This window comes from Aeromonas sp. 160P, assembly GCF_055193095.1.
Genome location: NZ_JBUXKV010000001.1, coordinates 147,644 through 163,647 on the forward strand (window position 1 = coordinate 147,644; position 16,004 = coordinate 163,647).

At 62.7% G+C, this 16,004-nt stretch carries 10 protein-coding genes; 4 read left to right on the top strand and 6 right to left on the bottom strand.

The annotated features are described in order from the left end of the window. Position 1: 1 nt before the first annotated feature. Complete coding sequence (locus tag ACY8FN_RS00755) at positions 2 to 1,231, bottom strand: DEAD/DEAH box helicase (protein WP_463098963.1); 1,230 nt, start codon at positions 1,229 to 1,231, stop codon at positions 2 to 4. Positions 1,232 to 1,371: 140 nt separating this feature from the next. Here ACY8FN_RS00755 and ACY8FN_RS00760 point away from each other — a divergent pair, with 140 nt between their 5' ends. Beyond that, positions 1,372 to 2,199 carry an ABC transporter substrate-binding protein gene (locus ACY8FN_RS00760; RefSeq protein ID WP_463098964.1) on the top strand — a complete coding sequence of 276 codons (828 nt, stop codon included), beginning with the start codon at positions 1,372 to 1,374 and terminating at the stop codon, positions 2,197 to 2,199. A gap of 76 nt (positions 2,200 to 2,275) precedes the next feature. On the opposite strand, the gene tpx is transcribed toward ACY8FN_RS00760, so the two are convergent. Continuing rightward, entirely contained in the window at positions 2,276 to 2,776 is a 501-nt protein-coding gene (gene tpx / locus ACY8FN_RS00765; protein ID WP_139692225.1) for a thiol peroxidase, read from the bottom strand. A 228-nt stretch (positions 2,777 to 3,004) separates the two neighbouring features. On the opposite strand from tpx, the gene ACY8FN_RS00770 reads away from it, so the two are divergent. Continuing rightward, positions 3,005 to 5,425: a zinc/cadmium/mercury/lead-transporting ATPase gene (locus tag ACY8FN_RS00770; RefSeq protein WP_463098965.1), complete on the top strand. Its 2,421-nt coding sequence runs from the start codon at positions 3,005 to 3,007 to the stop codon at positions 5,423 to 5,425. A 209-nt stretch (positions 5,426 to 5,634) separates the two neighbouring features. On the opposite strand, the gene pulA is transcribed toward ACY8FN_RS00770, so the two are convergent. Next, positions 5,635 to 9,285 carry a pullulanase-type alpha-1,6-glucosidase gene (gene pulA / locus ACY8FN_RS00775; RefSeq protein WP_463098966.1) on the bottom strand — a complete coding sequence of 1,217 codons (3,651 nt, stop codon included), beginning with the start codon at positions 9,283 to 9,285 and terminating at the stop codon, positions 5,635 to 5,637. A gap of 264 nt (positions 9,286 to 9,549) precedes the next feature. Here pulA and ACY8FN_RS00780 point away from each other — a divergent pair, with 264 nt between their 5' ends. Further along, entirely contained in the window at positions 9,550 to 9,963 is a 414-nt protein-coding gene (locus ACY8FN_RS00780) for a hypothetical protein (protein ID WP_101317812.1), read from the top strand. A 55-nt stretch (positions 9,964 to 10,018) separates the two neighbouring features. Here ACY8FN_RS00780 and dmeF read toward each other — a convergent pair whose 3' ends face one another. Further along, complete coding sequence (dmeF, locus tag ACY8FN_RS00785; protein WP_463098967.1) at positions 10,019 to 10,981, bottom strand: CDF family Co(II)/Ni(II) efflux transporter DmeF; 963 nt, start codon at positions 10,979 to 10,981, stop codon at positions 10,019 to 10,021. Positions 10,982 to 11,052: 71 nt separating this feature from the next. On the opposite strand from dmeF, the gene ACY8FN_RS00790 reads away from it, so the two are divergent. Then, positions 11,053 to 11,328: a metal/formaldehyde-sensitive transcriptional repressor gene (locus ACY8FN_RS00790; protein ID WP_005348831.1), complete on the top strand. Its 276-nt coding sequence runs from the start codon at positions 11,053 to 11,055 to the stop codon at positions 11,326 to 11,328. Positions 11,329 to 11,367: 39 nt separating this feature from the next. On the opposite strand, the gene bcsC is transcribed toward ACY8FN_RS00790, so the two are convergent. Next, positions 11,368 to 14,814, bottom strand: a complete 3,447-nt coding sequence (gene bcsC / locus ACY8FN_RS00795) for a cellulose synthase complex outer membrane protein BcsC (protein ID WP_463098968.1) — start codon at positions 14,812 to 14,814, stop codon at positions 11,368 to 11,370. Beyond that, complete coding sequence (gene bcsZ, locus ACY8FN_RS00800) at positions 14,796 to 16,001, bottom strand: cellulose synthase complex periplasmic endoglucanase BcsZ (RefSeq protein ID WP_463098969.1); 1,206 nt, start codon at positions 15,999 to 16,001, stop codon at positions 14,796 to 14,798. Before bcsZ ends, bcsC begins: the two co-directional genes overlap by 19 nt. Between the last annotated feature and the right edge of the window lie 3 nt (positions 16,002 to 16,004).

Below are 16,004 nucleotides of genomic sequence, written 5' to 3' on the forward strand. Positions count from 1 at the left end.
CTCAGCCGCGTGGCGTCTTGCCCTTGAACTGCTTGACGCTGCGCTTGGCCTGCGTGCGGCGATTGGCCTGCTTGTCACGAGGGGTGCGCTTGCCCTCGCCGCTGGCGGGCTGGTCGGTGACCGGAAATCCCGCCAGCTCCTGCAACACCAGCTCGCGGCCGGTCAGGGTCCGAATAGCCGTCAGGATCTCGCTCTCACCATGGCAAACCAGCGAGATAGCCAGCCCCTCGCGGCCCGCCCTTGCCGTACGACCGATGCGGTGCACATAGACGGGGGCGCTGGCGGGCAAGTCCAGATTGATCACCACCGGCAGCGCCTCCACATGGATACCACGCGCCATCAAGTCGGTAGCCACCAGCACCCGCACCTTGCCAGCCTTGAAGTCGGCAAGTGCCTGCTCCCGCACCGCCTGCTCTTTCTCGCCATGAAGGGATGCAACCGCAATGCCGGCTTTGGCCAGCTTCTTAGCCACCCCATCGGCGTCATCCCGCGCACTGATAAAGACCAGCACCTGCGGCCACTCTTGCTCCTTGAGCACACTGATGAGCGCGGGTACCTTGCTGCTCTTGTTGACCAAAAAGAGCCGCTCTTCAATCTCGTTCACCACGCTGTTGAGCGGATTGGCCTCGAGGCGGATGGGCTCGCGCAACAGGCCGTTGGCCAGCGTCTCCAGTTCGACCGGCAAGGTGGCCGAGAAGAGCAGGGTCTGGCGATCTGCTGGAATAAAGCCGAGCAGCGCCTTGATGTCGGGGGCAAAGCCCATCTCCAGCAGGCGATCCGCCTCATCCAACACCAGCAGTTGCAGACCATCCAGCCCCAGCAGTTGCTGGGTCAGCAGATCCCGCAGCCGCCCGGGCGTCGCCACCAGCAGCTGTGGCCCCTGCGCCAGCTCGGCCTGTTGCCGCTCCTGCGCAACGCCCCCACACAAGGTCACTATGCGCAGCCCCAGCGCCTCGGCGCCCTCTTTTAGCGCGGCTGCAACCTGAGTCGCCAGCTCGCGGGTCGGCACCAGTATCAACCCCTGCACCTGACTGGAGGCAGGATCCAGCCGTTGCAGCAGCGGCAGGCCAAACGCCAGGGTCTTGCCGCTGCCGGTCTGGGCCAGCGCCAGCAGATCCTGCCCCGCCAGTGCCGCCGGTATAGCCAGCTGCTGGATGCGGGTCGGCGTCTGCAAGGTGGCTGGCAAAGAGGCCAGCAGAGCGGGATGGAGGGCAAGTTCGCTAAAGGTCATGGCGCTACGTCAACAAAGAAGTGGGAGGCGAAGTCTAGTGAGCGGGGAAAGAGAAGTAAAACCCTATCCACCATGGCCCGGCAGAGCGCAGATGGCAACAGACTACACTTGAGCTGACTCATTGGACAAAGAGACACGCCATGACCAGACATATCCCCCTCCTGCTGCTCGTGGCCGTCCTGCTCGGCAGCACCACCCTCGGCCTGTCGCAAACCCCGGAGAACGACGCCGCCCCAACTCCGCCCAAACCGCTGCGCATCCTCAATGCTCACCTTGGGGAGCTGCCGGGGCTTATCAACGCCGACAAGACCGGCCCCTTCGTCGATCTGGTGCACGCCATCGACGATCTCTACCCCGATGTGACCATCAAGATCACCATCTACCCCATAGCCCGCGCCATGGCAGGGGTGATTGCCGGCAAGGCTGACTTGGGGCTGCCCGCCATCCGCAACCTCAAGGATGTCGATATGCTGGCTTATCGTTTCAGTACCCGCAGTTTTGGCAAGGTTGCCCATGTGATTTACAGCAACACCACCCAGCCGGTCAGTACAGATATGGCCTACGGCATTGTGCCCACCAAACGGGACCTGCTGATCGAAGCCATTCCCGACTATATGCCCTTCCCGGTGCAGCGCTCGATGAGTATCGAGCAGTCACTGCGCAAGTTGTCGCGCGGCCGTATCGACGCCTTTGTCTGGGCGCAGGAGGAGGCCGACCTGATGCTCAAGCAACTGGGGCTGACCAATATCAGGCGAGAGTTTTTCGGGAATTTCGAAGATGTCTTCATCATCCAGAAAGGGGCAGATGGTGATGAAATGGACGAATTTCTCCGCCAAGCCATCGATCAACTGGCCGCCACCGGCAAACTGGCCGAGATCTACGAGAAGATCCACCGCCCCTATGTGGAGTGGCAACCATCCCCGCCCGCCAAAGCTGAATCGGCGACCACCCCGCCCGCACCCCCCTGAACAGGCCATTCCCGCATAAAAAAATCCCGCCAGGGCAGAAACCCTGGCGGGATTTTTCATTTAGCGTAGCGGGAGCTTACAGCACAGCGAGAGCAGCGGCGTAGTTCGGCTCGTCGGCCACTTCGGCAACCAGCTCGCTGTGCAGCACCTTGTTGTCACCATCCAGTACCACGATGGCACGAGCGGTCAGCCCTACCAGCGGGCCGGAAGAGAAAGCCACACCATAAGCCTGCATGAAATCAGCGCCACGCAGGGTGGAGAGGGTCACCACCTTGTCCAGACCTTCGGCGCCGCAGAAGCGGGACTGGGCGAACGGCAGATCGGCGGAGATGCACAGCACTACTGTGTTCTCCAGCGCGCTGGCCTGCTCGTTGAACTTGCGAACAGAGGTGGCGCAAGTCGGGGTATCAACGCTCGGGAAGATGTTCAGGATTTTGCGCTGACCGGCAAAGCTCGCCAGGGTCAGGTCGGCGAGATCCTTGGCCACCAACGAGAAGGGCTTGGCTTGCTCACCAGCTACCGGGAAGTGGCCAGCGACGGAGACCGGGTTGCCTTGCAGAGTGACTGAGTTGCTCATGTTTTATGTCCTTTATTGGTGTTGTAAAAATCAGGCCTCCCATTATAGGCGTGGCCAACGCTTACAAACACCCGCCAACCACAGGGATATATGCGGTAAAAAACCGCTCTCCCGTCCCGACGTCAACACCATAAAAGGGGGTTGACCTTGGACTTAACACCAAGGTTTACACTCACCTCAGTTATTCAGGTTCCCGCAGGGGCGGGAGCCAGCCAAGAGGAACACTCCATGAGCAAATCCTGCTGCTCCACCCAGCATGCCGCGGCCCCCATCAAGGCCGTCAGCAAGACCAGCCCCGTCGAGCACAACCATGACAGTCACTGCTGTGACAGTGCCGCGCCGGTGAGCTGCTGTGGCGGCTCCGCCTCCGATGATCATCAGGATCATGAGCAGTGCGACCCATCGGGAGATGAAGAGCCCCCCCTGGGCGGTGTGCAATCCCGGATCTGCGGTACAGCGAATTCATCCCATGACCATCATGATCATGCAGCGCAGACTCCTGCCGAACCGCTGGTTGCACCGGAGCAAGGCAACAGCCGCCACAGCTGGCAGGTGATGGGAATGGATTGCCCCAGCTGTGCCCGCAAGATCGAGACCGCCGTCAGCCGGGTGAACGGTGTGCAGCAAGCGCGCGTGCTGTTTGCCACCGAGAAACTGGTGGTGGATCTGGCCCCCGGCCTCTCCCCCGATCCCGTCACCGCCGCCGTACTGGCCGCCGGTTTCCAGCTCAAGGGGGAGAGCACTGGCAAGCAGGCAGCTGGCCGCGAGCAAGCTTCGCAGCCGACCCGGCTCGGCAACTTTCTCAATAAATACTGGCAGCCCCTGTCACTGGCGAGTCTGATGCTGGTCGCCGCCCTGCTGCCGAGCGACATAGGCCAGCCACTGTTTACCCTGGCGACCCTGTGGGGCCTGTGGCCCATCTCCCGCAAGGCGTGGGCGCTGACCAAGAGCGGCTCCCCCTTCGCCATCGAGACCCTGATGACGGTGGCGGCGCTTGGCGCCCTGTTCCTCGGTGAAACCGCCGAAGCGGCCATGGTGCTGCTGCTCTTTATGCTGGGGGAACATCTGGAGGCCTACGCCGCCGGTCGCGCCCGGGCCGGGGTCACCGCCCTGATGGCACTGGTGCCTGACAAGGCGCTGCGCATCCGCACCACTGCCGAGGGCGAAGTGCGGGAAGAGGTGGCGGCCGATGAGCTGCGTCCCGGCGATATCATCGAAATCGCCCCCGGTGCCCGCCTGCCCGCCGACGCCCGCCTGCTCGACCCCCTCGGAGCGTTTGACGAGAGCGCCCTGACCGGTGAATCCATTCCGGTGGAGCGTAATCAGGGTGACAAGGTGCCGGCCGGTAGTCTGGCTGCCGATCGGGTGCTGCGTCTTGAGGTGGTGTCCGAACCCGGCAACAACGCCATCGACCGCATCCTGCACCTTATCGAAGAAGCCGAGAGCCAGCGCGCCCCCATCGAGCGCTTTATCGACCGCTTCAGCCGCTGGTACACCCCGGCCATGATGCTGATCGCCCTGCTAGTCGTCATTGTCCCGCCGCTCGCCTTCGGCCAGAGCTGGGACGAGTGGCTCTATCGCGGACTGGCACTGCTGCTCATCGGCTGCCCCTGCGCGCTGGTCATCTCCACCCCGGCAGCGGTTACCTCGGCGCTGGCCGCAGCTACCCGTCAGGGGGCGCTGATCAAGGGCGGTGCCGCGCTGGAACGGCTGGCCCATATCGATACCGTCGCCTTTGACAAGACCGGCACCCTGACACTGGGCAAGCCGCAACTGACCGAGCTGGTCAGCCTCAATGGCCAGCCGGAGGCCGAGCTGCTGGCGCTGGCGGCCGCCATCGAGCAGGGTTCCCACCACCCGCTGGCCCGCGCCGTGGTGGCCCAAGCCAATGCACAAGAGCTGACGCTGGCCGACGCCCGCGACCTGCGCGCCCTGCCGGGCATGGGGGTTGAGGGACGCATCAACGGCGAGCTGTGGCAACTGCTGGCGCCGAGCCGGGTGACAACCCTCAATGCTGAACAGCAGATCCTGATTGGTACGCTGGAGCAGCAGGGCAAAACCGTCGTGGTGCTCTGCCAAAGCCGCAGCGACCAGGCGCTGCCAGTCGCCCTGCTGGCGCTGCGGGATCAGATCCGGCCAGAGGCGGCGGCTGCGCTGCAAGAACTCAACCGACTCGGGCTCCAGAGCATCATGCTGACCGGGGACAACCCCCGCGCCGCCGAGGCGATCGCCACCGAGCTAGGCATGGGTTGGCGCGCCGGTCTGCTGCCGGAGAACAAGGTGGAAGAGATCGCCAAGCTGGCCAGCACCCGGAAAGTCGCGATGATTGGGGATGGTATCAACGATGCACCGGCCATGAAGCGGGCCAGTATCGGCATCGCCATGGGCGGCGGCACCGATGTGGCGCTGGAGAGCGCCGATGCGGCGCTGACCCACAACCAGCTCGGTGGCATCGCGGCGATGATCCGGCTGTCGCGGGCAGCACTGGCCAATATTCACCAGAATATTGCGCTGGCGCTGGGGCTGAAGGCCATCTTCCTGGTCACCAGCCTGCTCGGCATCACCGGATTGTGGATTGCGGTGCTGGCAGATACCGGCGCCACCGCGCTGGTGACCGCCAACGCCTTGCGACTGCTGCGCAAGCGCTAAGCCAGCCGATAGCATCCTGGTCACAAGCCGTCCCCAACCGGGACGGCTTTTCTTTTTCCTCTCATTCCTCTCACGACACCCCGTAAAAGAAAAAGCGCGTCTGCCGGTCGGCAGTCGCGCTTTGCTTACTCTCTCGGAGTTATCCCACCCTTGGCAAGGTGGAATTCAACCCAGGGACGCCGAGCCATCCCCGGACTCAATGGGTTTGCCTATGGCGTTGCATCAGCCACGCTCAGGGTCGGCTTCTCCTTGTTCATAGCGGTAAAGACAAACTTGTAGTTGCCCGCCTTGCTCAAGGTCATGCCGATATCGCCACCGCTCTTGCACAAGGTCAAGGGAGTAGAGGGGGTCAGCACATCCGCTGGGGCACAAGTGCCGTAGTTGGCGATATTCCAGCTGGCATCGGCGATCTTCAGCTTCGTCTCACCCAGTTGCCCTGCGGCAACCGGAGTGGTCAGCTCGTACATATAGTTGCCGCTGAACGCCATCTGATTGACTGGATCCCACTGGCCAAGGAAACCGCGAATAAAGATCCCGGTCGTACCAAACGGTGGCAGGGTGCTCAGATCGGTCTTCTTGCTGACCGGCAGGCCCGCGCCTTGCGCGCCAGACTGCGGCTTGACGAACACCGCGGCAGACCAGGCTCCCAGCGTCAGCTGGCCATTGTCATAGGCGGCGCCGCTGGCGATGCTGTCGACTGCGCGATGCTTACTGCTGAGTACCAGACCGCTCAGGTCGATGGGCTGATCGTTACCGTCACGGAAGTCGCCGATACTCTGGCTCTGATTGCTGGCGTTGATCACCACCACCAGACCGTCGATGGCCGGATCCAGATCCGCCCCGGCACTGACGCCATCATCCACCGTCATGACGATAAGGCCGGGCACCTGATTCGGGCCGGTATTGCGGAAGTCGACCCGCTTGATCACCTCGGCGCCACTGCCCAGACGCAGCAGACGGGAGGAGTTTCGCAGCTCCGCCAGCTCCTGATAGAAGCTCACCATCTGCGCCATCTCGGCACCACTTGGCTTGCCGTGCTGGCCCAGTACCTGCTCGATCAGCGGATAGTTGTCGCCATCCTTGTCCTTGCGCGGCAACCCCTTGTCGAAGTTGTTGTCGCCTAAGGTGTAATCGACCTTGTTGTACCAGTCGCCCGAGTCATAGCTGTCCCGCTCCATGGATTTGGAGCGCAGCAGTTCGACCCCGGCGTGGGTGAAGGGAATGCCCTGCCCCAACATGGCGGTCGCCAGTGATACCCCCTGCATTCGCACCAGATCGGCTCCGGCAGGCGCCTTGTAGATCAGGTTGTCGAACAGGGTCTGGTTGTCGTGCTTGTCGACATAGTTCTGCACTTCCACCGGATCCTGGGCATAACCGGCAGGTTGACCGTTGTAGTCGATCTCGGACCCCTTCTTCGGCATGCCATCCTTGTCGGTGAGCACGAACTCCTTGAGGTTGCCCGCCATGCCGAGCCGCACCAGGTCGGACTGGTGCAAGGCTGTTGCCAGCTCCACCTTGCTAATTTCGTTAGGATCAACAAGGGCGCCGTTGCCAAAACCCTGGGTTTCACGAATGGCGTCCTTACTATCAAACGGGCTGCCGCCACGCACCGCATCGCGCAAGCGGTCGGAGAAGGAGCCGATGCCGGTACCGGCCAGGTGCTTCTGGGTCGCCTGTACGAAGCGCTTGTCATCCTGCACCTCGCCGAAGTTCCACCCCTCGCCATAGAAGTACATATCCGGATTGACCTTCTTCACTGCGGCCAGCGCCTGCACCATCTGATCTTTCGGATGGTGGCCCATCAGGTCGAAGCGGAAGGCGTCGATCTTGTAGTCGCGGGCCCAGGTCACCAGCGAATCATCCATCAGCTTGGCGAACATGGCGTGTTCCGGCGCCGTGTTGGAGCAGCAGGTGGAGTTCTCCACCGAGCCGGTCTCCGGATTGAGGCGCTGATAGTACCAGGGCACTATCTTGTCGAGCACCGACTTGGGCCCCAATCCGGATTCGTTGGTGTGGTTGTAGACCACGTCCATCACCACGTTCATGCCGATGTTCTGCTTGATGGCCTTGACCATCTCGCGGAACTCCAGAATACGTTTGGTGCCCTCGGCGTTAGTTGCGTAGGAGCCTTCCGGCGTGGTGTAGTGGTAGGGGTCATAACCCCAGTTGAAAGAGTCGACGCCGCGCAGATAGCCGGAGAGCTCCTGCACTTGTGGATTGTCCTTGCTGTCGCCCCCTTGCAGGTCGGCCAGCACATCGCCCACGGTCTGACCGCTACCGCAGTAAGTGCCAAATTTGGATGTTTTCACATCCGGATTGACCTGACAGAGTTTGCTGAAGTCATCGCCTAGATTGGCCACTTTGGCCGGATCCTCGTTGACGGTGGCGATATCGAACACCGGCAGCAGGTGCAGGTGGCTGACGCCGCTTTTTGCCAGGGCTTTCAGATGGTTGACCGGCACAGAGTCGGGCTGGGTCAGGCCGACAAACTTGCCGCGTTTCTCTTCATCAGTGGAAGCGTCGTTACCGGTCAGGTCGCGGACATGGGCCTCATAGATAGTGATGTCGGCAGGGTTCTGCTGGCTGTGTGGCGCCTTGAGGCTGTCCCACCCTTCCGGTTTCAGGGAAGGATCGTCGAGATCCACCACCTGACTGAACTCGGAGTTCATCGCCAGACTGAGGGAGTAGGGATCGGTCACCTCGTAGTGCTCGACCTTGCGGCTCAGCGGGTGGTAGACCTCCATGTCGTAGCGGTAGAACTGCCCTACCAGCTCGCTGCCCCCTTCGTAACTCCAGCTGCCGCTGGCGCTGTCGAAGGTCATGGCCACCTCGCCACTCTTCTGGTGGCTGGCGTTGTAGAGGGCCAGCTTGACCGACTTGGCGGTCGGCGCCCAGAGGCGGAAGGTCACCCGGTTGCCCTCCACCACGGCGCCATAGCCGAGCTTGGTCGCCTCGGGTGCATAGATCGCATCGAGGGCGCCAGCACTCTGTACCAGGGTCGCCCCCTGCAGAATGCCGTCGGCATCGGTGCCGATAGCCACCAGCTCCCCCTTGAGCAGGGGCTTGAGATCTTTACCGGCGGGCAGGGCGAAGGCGGCCGCATCCTTGAGGTGCGGATATTTGGCCTGCTGCTCGGCCGTCAGGCTGGTCGCGGTCAGAGTGATATAGGGGAAATCGAACACGCCATCGGCATTGGCCTGGATATGTCCGGATGCCGAGTAATAGAGACGAACATGGGGCTTGTCCTTGCCCCCTTGCCAGATCAGGGTATTGCCGTCGACCAAGTGGGCACTGGCTCCCGCGACCCCGAAGGCGGCGGTAGCGGTAAAGGCCTCGGCACGGCTGCCAAACAACTCTTTTGTGCCAGCCACGATAGCAACGGTGCGATCCGGATGATCCTTGAAGATCACCTCCATATTGTCAGTCAGCTTTCCGCCCTCTCCATCCCGGGCAATAAAGTTGATGCACCCTTCCAGCTTGGCCAGAGGAACCACCCAGGCCGGACCAAAACTGTCGGCGGTGGCTGGTGTCTTGCTATTGTCATCCCACCCCGCATTCAGACCGCTGCTATCCGTTGCGCTGCAGGCAGCGTCGTTCCAGAGATGCAGACTGTGGCGGTCAAAAGAGGGCTTGGCCCCTTTTGCTGCTGACCGGGTATCCACCAGCGCAATGACCACCTGATTGTCGCCAGCAACCAGCAACTCTTTGGGGGGATCCATCTTGGGCAGACGAGCAACGGGCCCGTCGGTAACGTCAGGTGTAGGAGGGAGGGAGGGTTCAGAGCTGTTGTCATTACAGCCAGACAAAAGCGCGAGCAGTGAGGCTGTTACCAGCGCCACTTTGGTCTTTTTCATATCCATGATTTTTATAATTCCCGCTGTAGTTAGTCTCGATAGTCGAGCACCCGGTCATTGCCAGGCTGTGCCATATTAATCAGCGGCAATCGATTCAAATGTGAGCAGTACGGCAAAAAAAACCAACCAGATTCAACAAGATAACGTTTTCAGGTTGAAACTTCGATCCGGCTCACAGACCTCACGACCATTTGGCCTCATATCTGGAAAACGGCAGTCACGGGGTCAGAAAAGCAATGTCTGATCAAGTGGATAGACAAGGAGCAAACAATGAAACGGATTGAAGAACAAGCCAGGCGGCTGGATGAGGAGTATCAGGCGATCGGGCAGCTGTTCGATCAGTTTTGCCAGCAGGCAGGCGCCCTGGCCGAGCAGTATCACTTCTTCAACTGGCCCGATTATGAAGACTCGCCGCCGCTGAGCCGCGCCTTCACCCTGCTGGGGGAACCCCGCGAACTGCGGCTGCGCTGCCAGCCCGGTGAGCGTTCCGCCCTCAATGGCCTGATCCAGGTGATAGCGGCAAATGGCACCATAGATGCCAGCCTCGGGTTTCGCGCCGATGGCCAGCTGCTGCTGGAGTCCGGCAAGCTGCTGGACAACCCGCCCGGACTGCTGCTCAAGCTGCTGCTCGGCGCAGTGTGGCAACACAAGCCCCAGGAGGAGAGCACCGGACAACCGCACTGACATCAGAGGCCAACGGCACTGAAACAGAGGGGACCAACGGTCCCCTCTGTTTATCCTATTCGCTGGCGATCTCGATGGTCACATGCACCAGCTCTTCATGGATCGCCAACCGCTCGCGGATCTGCTGCGCCGGTAGCGGATTGACCATCAGCAAAGAGAGCACGCAGGCATACTGCTGCTGCCCCACCCGCCAGACGTGCAGATCGCGGATCTCGGTGCCCGGCAGTTCGGCGATGACCTCGCGGATCTCAGCCACCAGCGGGGTATCCATCTCGGCATCCAGCAGCACCCGGCCGGAGTCCCGCAGCAATCCCCATGCCCATACCGCCACCAGTCCGGCACCCACTATGCCCATCAGCGGGTCGAGCCAGTCAGCCCCCCACAACATGCCCCCGACCAGCGCCAGAATCGCCAGCACGGAAGTGGCCGCATCCGCCAGCACGTGGATATAGGCGGCGCGCAGGTTGAGATCCTGATGACCGTGGTGATCGTCATGGTCATGATGATGATCGTGGTCGTGATGATCATCATGGTGGCCATGCCCATGGCCGTGGTGGTGATGGCCGTGATCATCCTTGAGCAGCCAGGCGCAAGCGAGGTTCACCAGCAGCCCCACCAGCGCGATGGCGATCGCCTGTTGATAGTGGATCGGGCTGGGATCGAGCAACCTGAACACCGACTCGAACAGCATTAACCCGGCCACTCCCACCAGCAACAGGGCGCTAGTGAAGCCACCCAGCACCTCGATCTTCCAGGTGCCGAAGCTGAATCTGTGGTCGCGAGCAAAGTGGCGGGCGGCGCGATAGGCCAGCACCGAGAGACCGAGCGCCAGCGCGTGGGAGCTCATGTGCCAGCCATCGGCCAGCAGCGCCATAGAGTTGTAGAACCAGCCGCCACCGATCTCCGCCACCATCATGATGACGGTCAGCAAAACGGCCCAGCGGGTCTTCTGTTCGGCCAGCGGATTGCCCTCGTGGATGACGGGGTGATGGCAGTGTGATTGAGCGAGGGATGACATGGATTTCTCCTGAGAGCGATGATGCAATATACTATACCCCAGTATAGTTTTATTGATCGAGAGGATCCGCCATGTCCCACACCATTCACGACAAAAAGAAGCTGCTGGCACGGGTGCGCCGCATCAAGGGACAGGCCGGTGCGCTGGAGAGTGCGTTGGAGCAGGAGAGCGACTGCGCCGCCATTTTGCAGCAGATCGCCGCCATCCGCGGCGCCGTCAACGGCCTGATGCTGGAGGTGCTGGAGGGGCATATGCGCGAGCACCTCGGCGCCGCCGATGCCACCCCTGCCGAGCGGCTGGAGGATCTGGATCAGGTGGTCAGCGTCCTGCGATCCTATTTGAAGTAGCGCAATGCAAAGACGCCCGGCAGCAAGCCGGGCGTCTCGTCAATCAAACTCCCCGTAGGGGGTCAGAGGCAGCGGTGGCATATCGAGATCCCCCCGCCACGGCTTGAAGGTGTAGCGCAAAAACAGGGTGGCATGACTGGGCGCATAATCATCCGCCTGCTGGATATCAATCCGGCCACCGATGCGCCAGTGATCGGTCAGCCGGTGCTCGACCAGCGCGTTGACGGTATAACCCATGCCACGGCTGCTGCCACCGGCCACGGTGGCATCCTGATCCGGCAAACCATCCGGCAACAGACCGGGCAGAGGATAGCGGCGACTCGCGTTGCTGTGAGAGCGGGACCATGCGAGCGTCCCGCCCAGATCCCATGACCAGTCGCCACTGCGCTGACTGAATCGCACTGGCACGCCGAACGAGAGATAGCGCTCCGGACTGTAATATCCGCCGCGCCCCAGGGTGTAACCGCTCAAATCCTGTTCATGGTGCCAGGCCATGGCCCGCCCCCCGATGGTCACCCGTCGGTTGGCCTCGTTGATCAGCTTGTAGTAGCTGCCCCCCATCAGGCGGGTACGCCAGTTATCCGGCACATTCTCGCCTGTCAGCAGGTGTTGTTGCAGGCTGCCCCAGTGACCCAGCGCACCACCCTGATCGTGACTCAGGTTGAGGCGCACGCCGTTGGCCCGGATCCCCCCCCAGCGGATGCCGGTCGCAGGATCCACCGCCCCGCCATAAGAGAGCAGCGAGCTGTTCAGCGGTCGCCGCGACAGGGTGGCGCGCCAGCCAATCTCATGCCACTTGCCGCGCACCGTGGCGCCGCCAACCCAATCCACCACCTCGAATCCCAGCGGCGTGGTGCCGAGATCCGCCTGCCACTGATCCCCCTTCCAACCAACCGCCAGGGTGTGACCCGTCGCCTGTTGTGACTGGTTGCCCCAACACTCGCGCGCACTACAGCTGCCAAAACTGGCACGGTAAGGAGAGTCAGGGAAGGATCCGGCATCCATCGCCACCCGTTCGATACGACCAAACAGAGCACCACCGGCCAACGGGGTATCCAGCTGCAGCATCTGGGTCAGGGCCTGCAGATCCGAGGTTCCCTCCGCTCCCTTGCTCCCCCAATAGTCACTGTCAAACGACACTGTGGTTTGGCTCTGCCGATAGTGGCGATCAAGGTCACGGCGCACGCTGCCGACCAGCCAGTCATCCTGATCCCGGCTGAGCGCCCGGGCAGTCAGTGCCGCATCATCCAGCGGCTCAGCGGGTGCCAACCCTGCGGCGGTGAGCGCCTTGCGATCCAGCGCCAACGCACCCTGCGTATCACCTGTGGCAAAACGCTGGCGAGCCGCATCGCGCCAGAACAGCGCACTCCCTTGGGAAGGGGCACCTGCGGCCACCGTGGGGGCATAGGCGGTGAAGATGTCGCGGGCAACCCCGGGCTCACCCAACTGCTGATAGAGATTGGCGACCCGGCGGTAATGGTTAAAATCATCGCCGACCGCAGCGCTTGGCGACCAGACCGGCAGCCAGTGACGGCTCCCGGCCTTGTCTTCCTGCGCCAGAGCCAGTTCCGCCATGCCGAGGCGAGCCCCCTGATGATCCTCGTCGTTGCTCAGGATCCCCCGATAGTAGTGCTCGGCCTGCGACCAGTCACCGCGACCGGCGGCCCAGCCAGCCAGTGTCAGCGCCACCGAATCATCCGGCAGCAGGGGGATCAGCAGACGCTCGGCTGCCGCCACCTCCCCCCGGTCATGGCGTGCTCTGGCCTCTGCCATCAGCTCCCGCCTTGCCAAGCGGCTATCGAGTTGTGCCATCTGGCTGCTCCTGCGCTGGGGAGGCACCTCGGCCAGGATCCTGCGAGCACGGGATAACGCTCCCTGCCCGGAGAGATAGAGCGCAGTGGCATAGCGCAAATCACTATCTTGTGGATTGGCTGCCAGCGCACTTTGCAACAACACGCTGGCGGCCGTGGTATCGCTGGCCGCCGCCATAGCGACAGCGGTGCGATAACGCCGCCACGGATCCTCCGGTGTCAATGCCAGTGCGAGATGGCGTTTATTCAATGCCTGCGCCCGATAGCCGGATTGCTCCAGCAACGCCGCATCCCGCTCCAGCAGATCGGCCCTGAGGCGATCCCCCTGTTTTTGCAATGCCGCTGATCCCCCCGGAGAGAGCAGCGCCAGTGCCCGCTCAGGATCCTGATCCCGATAGAACTCAAACAGCCGTAGCCGTGCCCGTTCATTGTTGGGGGATATGTTCAGAGCCCGCAGATAGGCTTGCTCGGCGGCACCATGCTGGTGACGCGCCAATTCGCAATCCCCCAGCCCCAACCAGGCCTCCTGCCTGCTGCCATTCAGGCCGATCACTTGCCGATAGAGCGTGGCGGCCTGCGCCCACTGCTGGCTGGCCTGCGCCTGTTTTGCCCGATCGAGGATCAGCCAGTAACGATTGTTCTCCCACTGCCGCTCCCAGCGACCTCGCTGGGGGAGATCGGGATGGCGCAACAACCGCTCAAACAGGCGGTTGGCCTGCTCACGCTGATGCTGGCGGGCATAGGCCACCCCGAGTACCCCCATCACTTCGGGATCATCCGGGTAGCTTGTTTGCAGTCGCTGCAACTCGGCCAGGGTGGCGCGCTGGTCTGCCGCCCGCGCTAGCATGGCCTGACGCTGGCGAAATGCAGGAGAGGCCCAGAGCGCCTCCTGCTGCGCCAGCAGGGTCTGGGCCTCGTCACTGCGGCTGTCGGCCGCAAAGGTGACGATAAACTGCTGCAAGGATGCCAGACTGGCGGGGCCAACCGGCATGCGGCGAATATCCGCCAGCCAGACCCTGGCCGCGCTGTCTCGCGTCGGATAACTGGCCGCCATCTTGTGCAGCAGGGCCATCCCCTCGTCACGATGGCCGGATAGCAGCAGACGCTGGGCGAGAAAGGTTCGCAATCTGTCATGCCCGGGATAGCGCTGGTCCAGCGCCCGCATCATGGCTAGCGCCTCGGTACGGTGTGCCGGGATCCGGTCGTTGAGCACCGCATATTCAACCGCCAACTCAAGGTTGGGCGCCTCATCCCCGCCAAACAGGGCGCGATAGCACGCCCGGGCCCCCTCCAGGTCCCCTTCGTTAGCCAATTGGCGAGCCTGCTGTAGCCGGGCTCTCGACTCAGGCTCATTGATCCGCAGGTTGAGCATGCCCAGCCGGTAGAGGGAGGAGTCGGGGGCCAGCTTGCCAAGTCGTGTCAGCAGCGCCTCCGCCTCCTCCAGCTTGCCGCGGGCAAGGGCAAACCTGGCCTGGGCCGCCAGCAACTCGGGATGTTGCGGCTCAATCAGGGAGAGCGAATAGAGTGAGTTGCCGAGCAGATCTTCGTTATGGGTCACTTCCCCCAGCCGGATCTGGGACAACAACCACTCAACCGGCTCGACCACCGCCTGCGCCTGCACGCTCCCCAACAGGCTGGCCAGCAGCCAGATCAGGGTCAACAGGCGGGTTGGCATTGATCACTCCAGCGCGGCAACAGGGTGCCATCGGCGGCGAAACGAAAGCGCCCCTGCGCCCAGCCATGACCAAACAGAGTCAGCACACTGGCGTAATAGCCATCGCCCTGAATAAGGGGCTGCTGCGGCAGTTGCGCCGCCAGCGGTAACCCGCTGGCCAGTGGCAGCAGCGCGGCAGCAAAGCCGTGATCGCCCCGACTCAGCACCTCGCCGGTCAGGGTATCCACCCGTTCCGGTACGCCCTGCTCAGTCAGCGTGGGGTTGCAGTGACTCACCTGCGTGTCTGTGGCCGGGTTATCCTCATGCAACACCGCGCCGGTCAGGGGATCGACCGGTTCCGCTACACCCGGCTCAGTGAGCGCCGCCAGCATGGGGTGGAAGTGACGCACCAGCGCCTCTCTGGCCGGGTCATCCTCGCTCAGCATGCCGAGCCAGAGGTAGACCCGGATCCCGTCATAACTGCCCACGCTGCCTTTCCCTTCGGTCACCTGCCAGCCAGACGCCTGCCGCCAGTCGATCCAGTCAGGGGCAAAACCTCGGGGCGAGCTGGCGGTCAGCAGCGCAGGCAACAGGGCGCGCATCTCTTGCCACGGCCCCTGCATGGCGGCAAAACGGGCCAGCAACTGGGGCGGCAGGTAGCTCGGGTTGAGGGTCCAGCGCCCCTCCCCGCTAAAGCCACGGGGAGCAGGCAACAGCACCGGGCCAAGGCCCGGCAGCCGGGCCACCTCTTCACGGGCGATGCGACGCAGCAGCATGGTGCCGATGGATTGATAGCTGTGGTTTTGCCAAAGCCGCCCTGCCTCCAGCAGGCTGTAGGCAATCCAGAGATCCGAATCGGCGGCGCTGTTGTCATCGAGCACACCGACGCTGCCATCACTGCGCGTCCCCCACTGCCAGGCTGGCAGGAAACCGGTCAGATCCCCTCTGGCGAGCTGCACCTCGGTCCACTGCAACAGGCGTTCGAAGGTCTCCCGATCGTCGTTGACCAGCGCAAAGAACAGGCCGTAGCTCTGCCCCTCCGACGTGGTGATGCGGCGGCCATCGGCAGGATCTATGACCCGCCCCTCCTCGCTGATGTAGTGATCCTTGAACTGCTCCCATTCGGGCCAGTCACAGCCCGCTCGGGCAGGGTGCAGCGAACAGGCCCACAACAGCAGGCAACCCCAGATACGCAACGCGCTTCTCATCTC

Bases quoted from the DNA above. Each gene is read 5' to 3' on its own strand.
- ACY8FN_RS00755 (WP_463098963.1), bottom strand. From the start codon at position 1,231: ATGACCTTTAGCGAACTTGCCCTCCATCCCGCTCTGCTGGCCTCTTTG.
- ACY8FN_RS00760 (WP_463098964.1), top strand. From the start codon at position 1,372: ATGACCAGACATATCCCCCTCCTGCTGCTCGTGGCCGTCCTGCTCGGC.
- tpx (WP_139692225.1), bottom strand. From the start codon at position 2,776: ATGAGCAACTCAGTCACTCTGCAAGGCAACCCGGTCTCCGTCGCTGGC.
- ACY8FN_RS00770 (WP_463098965.1), top strand. From the start codon at position 3,005: ATGAGCAAATCCTGCTGCTCCACCCAGCATGCCGCGGCCCCCATCAAG.
- pulA (WP_463098966.1), bottom strand. From the start codon at position 9,285: ATGGATATGAAAAAGACCAAAGTGGCGCTGGTAACAGCCTCACTGCTC.
- ACY8FN_RS00780 (WP_101317812.1), top strand. From the start codon at position 9,550: ATGAAACGGATTGAAGAACAAGCCAGGCGGCTGGATGAGGAGTATCAG.
- dmeF (WP_463098967.1), bottom strand. From the start codon at position 10,981: ATGTCATCCCTCGCTCAATCACACTGCCATCACCCCGTCATCCACGAG.
- ACY8FN_RS00790 (WP_005348831.1), top strand. From the start codon at position 11,053: ATGTCCCACACCATTCACGACAAAAAGAAGCTGCTGGCACGGGTGCGC.
- bcsC (WP_463098968.1), bottom strand. From the start codon at position 14,814: ATGCCAACCCGCCTGTTGACCCTGATCTGGCTGCTGGCCAGCCTGTTG.
- bcsZ (WP_463098969.1), bottom strand. From the start codon at position 16,001: ATGAGAAGCGCGTTGCGTATCTGGGGTTGCCTGCTGTTGTGGGCCTGT.